Genomic DNA, 7,760 nt, shown 5'->3' with positions numbered 1-7,760 from the left:
CGGGCGTACTCCCCGGCCACACCCCGCGCCCCGACCTGCGCGATCACCGCCACATCGATGGCATCCAACCGGCGCCGCTGCACCTCCAACGCCGACAACAACCCCGCCACCTCGACCGAGGACAACGCGGTCAGGTCGGCTGCCAGCAGCCCGTCAACACCCGCGCGCAGCAGCGCCGAAGCCTCCGAAACCGCCGTGTCGATCATGATTCCGATAATAGAACCGAGCTACGTCACTTCACTACAACCCGCTGAATCTGTGGACACCTATTCGAACATCAACCGGCAAGCTCGACGCCGGCCTCGCGCCAGCCACCCGTGCCGGCCAGCCGCTCGAACCCCTCGTGCGCCTCGTCCTCACCCGGATGGGCCCAGACCGTCAGCCGGTCCGACACCCGCTGGGCGACCCACCACGACTGCTCGTTCACGCTGACGAGTGCGAGCTCGTCGCTGTCGGCCTCGCGGATGCGGTAGGCCTGGCGGGCGATGCGCAGGCCCTCGGTGGGGTGGCCCAGCATCGCCGCGCGGATGCGGGCGGCGGTTCCCTGACCCAGCTGAATGACGGTGGCCATCGGCGTCCTCCTTCGGCTCGGATTCCGACGCTAATGGCGCCAGATTGCCCCTGTGAGGCCATCTCGTAACCGCCGATGACGCGCGCCATAGACTCGCGGCATGCCGCAGGAGCCGCCCGACAACAGCAAGCTGCTCGTGATCTCCTTCGACGATCCGCTCAGGGCGCAGGAGTTCCTGCTCGCGGTCGCTCGGCTCCAGCGCGACGACGAGTTGCACCTGCACGACGCCGTCATCATCCGCCGCGACGCCGACGGCGCGTCGCACGTCACCGAGACCACCGACCTCAGCCCGCAGCAGGCCGGCTTCGGGGCCGGGGTGTGGGGCCTGCTGCTCGGAACGCTGTTCGGTGGCCCCATCGGCGGGCTCGTCGTCGGCGCGGCCACGGCCGGCGGCGGCGCGCTCTACGCCAAGCTGCGCGACACGGGCGTCCGCGACGAGACGATCCACGAGCTGCGCAGCGCGGTGCCGCCCGGCCGCACGGCCGTCGCACTCCTGGTCAGCCACGTGTCGGTCGCCGACCTGCAGCGCGAGCTCACCCGCTTCCCGCGGGCCGAGCTCGTCGAGACCGACATGATGCCGGCCGCGGTCAACGCCGTTCGGGAGGCCCTCAACGAGGCCAATCGGCAGCCGTTCAGCGGTTGACCGGGCCGCGCGGCGCCGGTGGCGGGGTCGAGACGACCACGGTGATCGTGCCGGCGAGCGCGCCACCGAGCATGACGCCGTACGACACCCAGTGCACCGCTCCGGACCCGCCGGGCAGGATGACGTCGCCCTCCGGCCGGGTGACCACGCCGAACACGACGATGACGACGAGCCAGGCCACGAGCGGCAGCGCCGCGGCGATCGTCGACGGCACGAGCACGCGAGCCATCCGGGGGAACGCCACGTTCGTCACCAGCGCGGCGACCACCGCGATCGGCACGACGACGCTGCCGGCGTAGAGCGGCACGAGCAGCGCCTCGAGCACCGCCGCGAGCACGGCGCACAGGCACAGCAGCACGACGCCGGCCCATTCCAGCGCCCCGGGCGGTCGCTCGTCGTCGGGCGGGGTCACGGCACGATCCCGGCGAAGAGGTCGCGCTCCCGGCCGTCCGGACCCACCTCGCCGAGCGTCCCGAGCACGAGCCGGAAGTGCTCGACCCCGTCGATGACGCGTCCGATCAGGTTGGTGAGCGCGAAGAAGCCGTCCTGGACGGCGAGTTGCGTGCGGTGCGCCTCGAGCGCGGCGGTCTTCGCCGGGAGGGCCGCCGACGCGTCGATCGTCGTCGTGACGACATCGTCGGCCACGCCGAAGGACAGCTCCTCGGCGCCGGCGGCCCGGAACGGCAGCTCCGGGCGACCCCGCACCGCCTCGAACCCGGCCGCGAGCGACGAGCGCGGGGTGGCCGTCCAGTAGCTCTTCGGCACCGACCACGGCTCGTCCCCGGGGTGTGCCGGATCGGCCGCAGCAGCCACCGCGGCGGTGGTCACCCGGTGCGCCATGATGTGATCGGGGTGGCCGTAATCGCCGTTGTCGTCGTAGGTGACGACCACGTGCGGACGCACCTCGCGCACGACCGCGACCAGCTCGGCGACCGCGTCCGCGAACACCGCCTCGTCACCCGCCGCGCGCCAGAACGCCCGGGGATGCTCGTTCGGCGGTGTGCCGATCATGCCGCTGTCCCGGAAGCGGCCGGCGCCGCCGAGGAACCGGTGATCGCGCACGCCGAGCGCCGCCATCGCCGCCGACAGCTCCCCGATGCGGTACCCGCCGAGCTGATCGGCCTGGGCCGATTCGAGCCGGGCGAGTTCGGGCGGAAGGATCTCGCCCTCCTCGCCCAGCGTGCACGTCACCAGCGTGACGGCCGCGCCGGACGCCGCGTAGTGCGCCATCGTGGCGCCGGTGGTGATGGACTCGTCGTCAGGGTGCGCGTGGACCAGCAGCAGCCGGCGCCCGTTCGTCACGTCCGCGACGCTACCGAACGGGCCCCGCGCCGTGTCGTCAGGACTTGGTCAGCGACGGACCCGAACCCTCGGCGGGGCCGGCGGCGCCGCCCGCCTGGGGCTCGGCCACCGGCGCGACCGGAGCCGCGACCGTGACCGCACTGTCGACGCGCACCTCGGCGAAGTGGCAGGCGGCGAAGTGGCCGGGCTGCTTCTCCTCGAGGAGCGGGATCGTGGTGCGGCACTCCTCGCGCTGGTTGTCGCTGAGCTGCTCGCGGTACTTGGGGCAGCGCGTGTGGAACACGCATCCCGGCGGCGGGTCGTTCGGGCTGGGGAGATCGCCGCTGAGCATGATGCGCTCGCGGGCCTCGGCGCGATCCGGGTCGGGCACCGGCACGGCCGACATGAGCGCCTGCGTGTACGGGTGCATCGGCGTCGCGTAGAGGACGTCGCGGTCGGTCAGTTCCATCATCTTGCCGAGATACATGACGGCGACGCGGTCGGAGATGTGCCGGACCACGGAAAGATCGTGCGCGATGAAGACGTACGCGATCTTGTACTCCTCCTGGAGGTCCTCCAGGAGGTTGACGACCTGCGCCTGGATCGACACGTCGAGCGCCGACACCGGCTCGTCGCACACGATCAACTGCGGCTGCAGCGCGATGGCCCGGGCGATGCCGATGCGCTGGCGCTGGCCGCCGGAGAACTCGTGCGGGTAGCGGTTGTAGTGCTCGGGGTTCAGCCCGACCCGCTCCATGATCGACTGCACCTCGGAGCGCACGCCCTTCGGCGGCTTGACGCCCTGGATGCGGAACGGCGCGCCGATTATCGAACCGACCGGGTGCCGCGGGTTCAGCGAGCCGATCGGGTCCTGGAAGACCATCTGCATCTCGCGCCGCATGCGCCGCAGCTGGCTGGTGCCGAACTTCGTGACGTCCTCGCCGTTGAAGCGGATCGCGCCACCGGTGGGCTCGATCAGGCGCAACATCGTGCGCCCGGCCGTCGACTTGCCGCAGCCCGACTCGCCCACGAGCCCGAGCGTCTGGCCGGCCTCGAGGGCGAAGGAGATGCCGTCGACCGCCTTGACCGGCGGGGCAGCCCGCTTGATCAGCGTCTGCGAGTACTGCTTGAAATGCTTCTGGAGGTTCTCGACCTCGAGCAGCGGCGCCGACGACGTCTTCGGCGTCGACGGCGTTACCGGTGCGTGGTCGCTCATGCGGGCTCCTCGACAGTCTGGTTGCGCAGCGCTTCGAGCTGGTTCTGATCGACGAGGAAGCAGCGGGCCTCGTGAGCGGCTGACACGGGGTAGAGCTCGGGCAGTTCGTTCTTGCAGCGACCGTCGTGGCCGACCTTCTCGACGAAGGCACACCGGGGGTGGAACGAGCACCCGCTCGGCAGGTTGATCAGCGACGGCGGCGTGCCGGGGATCGGGTCGAGGCGCTGGGCGCGCACCCGGTCGAGGCGCGGCATCGAGTTCAGCAGGCCCCACGTGTAGGGGTGCGAGGCCTGGAAGAACACCTCGGACGACGTGCCGGTCTCGACGCCCTTGCCGCCGTACATGACCATCATGTCGTCGGCGATGTCGGCGACGACGCCGAGGTCGTGCGTGATCATCACGATCGCGGCCTGGAAGTCGCGCTGCAGGTCCTTCATCAGCTCCAGGATCTGGGCCTGGACGGTGACGTCGAGCGCGGTGGTCGGCTCGTCGGCGATGAGCAGCTTCGGGTTGTTGATCAGCGCCATCGCGATCATGGCGCGCTGCCGCATACCGCCGGAGAACTCGTGCGGGTACTGGTCGACCCGACGCTTGGCGTTCGGGATGCCGACGCGGTCGAGCATCTCGATCGTGCGGGCCCGCGCCTGCTTCCGGCTCGCCTTGTTGTGGACGAGGTATGCCTCGCCGATCTGGTTGCCGATCGAGTAATAGGGATGCAGCGCCGACAGCGGATCCTGGAAGATCATCGCCATGTCGGCGCCGCGCTTCTTGCGCACGACCGAATCCGACGCACCGAGCAGTTCGACGCCGTCGAGCCACACCTCGCCGGTCATCCTGGCGCGCGTGCCGCGGTGCAGACCCATGACGGCCTGCATCGTCACCGACTTGCCGGAGCCGGACTCGCCGACGATCGCGAGGGTCTTGCCCTGCTCGACGGTGAAGGTGACGCCGTCGACGGCCTTGACCAGGCCGTCCTCGGTCGGGAAGTGAACCTTGAGATCGCGTACGTCCAGGAACCCGTGGTCTGCGGGCTCGTCGACAACCTCGATGTTGCTGGGCATGTCAGTCCTATTCTTCTCGGCTCAGTACCGAACCCGCGGATCGACCACTGCGTACAACAGGTCGACGATCAGGTTGGCGACGATGACGAATGTCGCCGAGAGCAGGACGATGACGACGGTGCTCGGCAGATCGAACGTAACAGCCGACTGGACGGCGGCCTGGCCGAGACCCGGGTAGTTGAAGACGGTCTCGGTGATCGGCGCACCGGCGAGCAGGGCGCCGAGGTCGAGACCGGCGATCGTGAGGATCGGGGTCAGCGCGGCGCGCAACGTGTGTTTGAAGATGATGCTGCGGTTGCCGAGCCCCTTGGCCCGGGCGGTGCGCAGGTAGTCCTCACCCATCGTCTCGAGCATGTAGGTGCGGGTGAGCCGGATGTAGGCCGCCGCGTAGACGAGGGCGAGCGTGAGACACGGCAGGAACATGTTGTAGAGGTAGTCGCCGATGCCCGCCGAGGGCGAGACGTAGCCCGGTGTCTGCAGCCACCCCCACTTGAACACGACCGTCTGCAACAGCAGGAGCGAGATGAAGAACGTGGGGAACGAGTAGAAGATCAGCGCCAGTGACACCAGCAACCGGTCGACGAACTTGCCTCGTCGCAGGGCCGCGAGGATGCCCAGCAGGACGCCACCGAAGATCCACATGACGAACGCACCGAGGGTGAGTCCGAGGGTGATCGGCAGCCGCGGCTTCAGGTAGGCCCACACCGTGGAGTTCTGCAGCGGCGAGTAACCCAGGCAGGGCGCGTCGCACTTGGTGATGAGTTCGGGGTGCTCCTTCTGGAGCTTCGGGTTGTCCGGGAACTTGCGGTCCGCGAACAGGCCCTTCATGAAGTGCCCGTACTGCACCTGCAAGGGCTCGTTGAGCCCGAGGTACGCGCGGTTCTGGGCGATGCCCTGCGGGGTGCAGTTCTTGCCGCAGGTCAGGCGCGCCGGGTCGGTCGGCGATGCGTAGAACAGCAGGAACACAGCGATGCTCATGACTACGAGCATCATGATGGCGCCGATCAGGCGACGAATCGTGTAGAAGAACATGTCGGCTCGAGCGTAGAACGCTCATCCCTTCTCGGTTGCCTGCTGCGTGCGAATCGTGGGCGGGGACGAGACGAACTCGCCCCCGCCCACGATCTCATTCGTGGGTGACGCCGGCCTGGATCAGCTGCTTGCGCCGACCTGACCGAGGTCCGGGTAACCGTTCGTCGACGCCGACTCGACGTAGTTCGTCACCTTGGACCCGTGCAGGCGCGGGAACTTGGTGTTGTCGAGCGGGACGTAGGCGACGTCCTTGGCGAGCATCTCGTCGATGTCGCCCCACATGGCGTTGCGCTGGGCAGCGTCGGTGGTGTTGTACGCCTTGTCGATCGCGGCGTTGACGGCGTCCGACTTGTACAGGCCGTAGTCCTGACCGTTGGTGGTCGAGGACAGGTTGACCCGGCTGTCGAACAGCGGCGGGATGACCGTCGAGGCGTTCGGCCAGTCAGCACCCCAACCGCCCCACGTGACGTCGTACTTGGCGGCGTTGGCCGGGTTCTGCACGATGTCGTAGTAGGTGTCGGTCAGGCCCTCGAGGGTGACCTTGAAGCCCGCCTTCTCCCAACCGGCAGCAAGCGCGGAGGCCTGCTTGTCGGAGGTCGGGGTACCACCCGAGTAGGTGAAGTGGATCGGGTACGGGAGCTTCACGCCGGCCTGCTTGAGCAGGGCGGCCGCCTTCGTCGGGTCACCGGAGTCCGGGGCGTCGTAGGCCTTGAACTGCTTGTAACCACCCGCGGCGCCGAGGGCCGGGAGAACCAGGCCGTTGGCGACAGAGGCGACCGACGGGCCACCCTCAGCCGCGATGTAACCGGCGCGGTCGGTCGACAGGTAGAGCGCCTGGCGAACGAGCGGGTTGGTCATCTTGGTGAAGTTCGGGACCACGTAGTCGATGAACGGCGAGTTGACGTCGGTGTAGCGGTCCTTCTGCGCGGCGACGCGGGCCAGGTAGGCCGGCGGGGCAGCGCGGTCGGTGACGGCGAACTGGTCGTTGCCGGAGTTGGCGAGGAGACGGTCGAAGATCGTCTCGGTGGCCAGACCCTCGACGAAGACGAACTGGTTCGGCAGGGCGTTGCGGATGCCGGGGCTGTCGGTCTTCGGGTCGTAGTTGGGGTTGCGGACGAACGTCGCGCCCTTGTCCTTCACCCAGGTGCCCTGCAGCATGTACGGGCCGTCGGAGAAGATCGAGTAGTTCGACTTCGCACCCTGGTCCTGCGACTGCTTGTACGGCGCGAAGGCCGGCAGCGTGGTGGCGAAGTTGAAGTCACCGACCGGCTTCTTCAGGTTGAAGGTGATGGTGTTGCCCGTGCAGCTGACGGCCTTGTCGTAGAGCGCCTGGCCGACCTTGTTGAACGGGCCGTGGTACGCCGAGGTCCAGTTCTTGGTGTCCTTGGTCTCGGCCGGGATGTTCAGGAACTGGATCGAGTAGTTCGGTCCACCGGTGAGGATGTCGGTGGCGAACGAGCGCGAGATGCCGTACGCGACATCGGCGCACGTGATCGGCGAACCGTCCTGCCACTTGATGCCGCTCTTCAGCGTGAACTTCCAGGTCTTGTTGCCGTTGGAAGCCGTGCCGAGGTCGGTGGCGAGGTCGGGGTACAGCTTGTTGCTGTCGGCGCCGGCACCGGTGCCGTACTGGACGAGCGTGCGGTAGAACAGCCGCGACGAGTCGGCGATGTCACGACCGACGTAGATGCGCGTCGGGTCCCAGTGCTCCGTCGGGCGCTTGGTCAGGTAGTAGACCGTCCCGCCGGTCTTGGTGTTCTTCGCCGGGGTGGATGCACTGCTGCTGTTGCCCGCGGTTCCAGACGTCTTGCTCTTGGAGCCGCCGCTCGAGGAGCAGGCCGCGACCGTGGCCAGAGCAACTGCCGCGCTCACGTACGCGACGGCCAACTGCCTCCGATTTCTAGCCATTCAACTTTTCCTCTTCCAGTACGCCATCCCGAACGGGATGGTCCTGAG

At 68.4% G+C, this 7,760-nt stretch carries 9 protein-coding genes; 1 reads left to right on the top strand and 8 read right to left on the bottom strand.

What is annotated here, in order from left to right; all coding sequences use genetic code 11:
* The coding region (locus tag VGN18_RS08210; RefSeq protein ID WP_327539185.1) for a hypothetical protein at positions 1-206 on the bottom strand (206 nt) is incomplete at its 3' end.
* A 71-nt stretch (positions 207-277) separates the two neighbouring features.
* Positions 278-571 carry a hypothetical protein gene (locus VGN18_RS08205; RefSeq protein ID WP_327539184.1) on the bottom strand — a complete coding sequence of 98 codons (294 nt, stop codon included), beginning with the start codon at positions 569-571 and terminating at the stop codon, positions 278-280.
* Between the two features lie 100 nt (positions 572-671).
* On the opposite strand from VGN18_RS08205, the gene VGN18_RS08200 reads away from it, so the two are divergent.
* Positions 672-1,214 (top strand): DUF1269 domain-containing protein, encoded by a 543-nt coding sequence (locus VGN18_RS08200; RefSeq protein WP_327539183.1) that lies wholly within the window; start codon positions 672-674, stop codon positions 1,212-1,214.
* On the opposite strand, the gene VGN18_RS08195 is transcribed toward VGN18_RS08200, so the two are convergent.
* From VGN18_RS08195 to VGN18_RS08170, 6 genes are all read right to left on the bottom strand, one after another.
* The gene (locus VGN18_RS08195; RefSeq protein WP_327539182.1) at positions 1,204-1,626 is read right to left on the bottom strand and encodes a hypothetical protein; all 423 of its coding nucleotides are present in this window, start codon (positions 1,624-1,626) and stop codon (positions 1,204-1,206) included. The two genes, VGN18_RS08200 and VGN18_RS08195, sit on opposite strands and share 11 nt — an antisense overlap.
* On the bottom strand, positions 1,623-2,516 hold the full coding sequence (gene mshB, locus VGN18_RS08190) for an N-acetyl-1-D-myo-inositol-2-amino-2-deoxy-alpha-D-glucopyranoside deacetylase (protein WP_327539181.1): 894 nt from the start codon (positions 2,514-2,516) through the stop codon (positions 1,623-1,625). The genes VGN18_RS08195 and mshB overlap by 4 nt, the downstream gene beginning before the upstream one ends.
* A gap of 37 nt (positions 2,517-2,553) precedes the next feature.
* A complete protein-coding gene (locus tag VGN18_RS08185; protein WP_327539180.1) occupies positions 2,554-3,711 on the bottom strand; it encodes an oligopeptide/dipeptide ABC transporter ATP-binding protein in 1,158 nt (385 codons plus the stop codon).
* Entirely contained in the window at positions 3,708-4,772 is a 1,065-nt protein-coding gene (locus VGN18_RS08180; RefSeq protein ID WP_327539179.1) for an ABC transporter ATP-binding protein, read from the bottom strand. The genes VGN18_RS08185 and VGN18_RS08180 overlap by 4 nt, the downstream gene beginning before the upstream one ends.
* A 21-nt stretch (positions 4,773-4,793) precedes the next feature.
* Entirely contained in the window at positions 4,794-5,804 is a 1,011-nt protein-coding gene (locus VGN18_RS08175) for an ABC transporter permease (protein WP_327539178.1), read from the bottom strand.
* 120 nt (positions 5,805-5,924) lie between these two features.
* Entirely contained in the window at positions 5,925-7,676 is a 1,752-nt protein-coding gene (locus VGN18_RS08170; protein WP_327539177.1) for an ABC transporter substrate-binding protein, read from the bottom strand.
* Positions 7,677-7,760: the final 84 nt, after the last annotated feature.

Source organism: Jatrophihabitans sp. (assembly GCF_036000465.1).
Classification (GTDB): Bacteria; Actinomycetota; Actinomycetes; order Mycobacteriales; family Jatrophihabitantaceae; genus Jatrophihabitans.
Note: the sequence above shows the minus strand (reverse complement) of the source record. Positions and strands in the feature narration are given on the sequence as shown.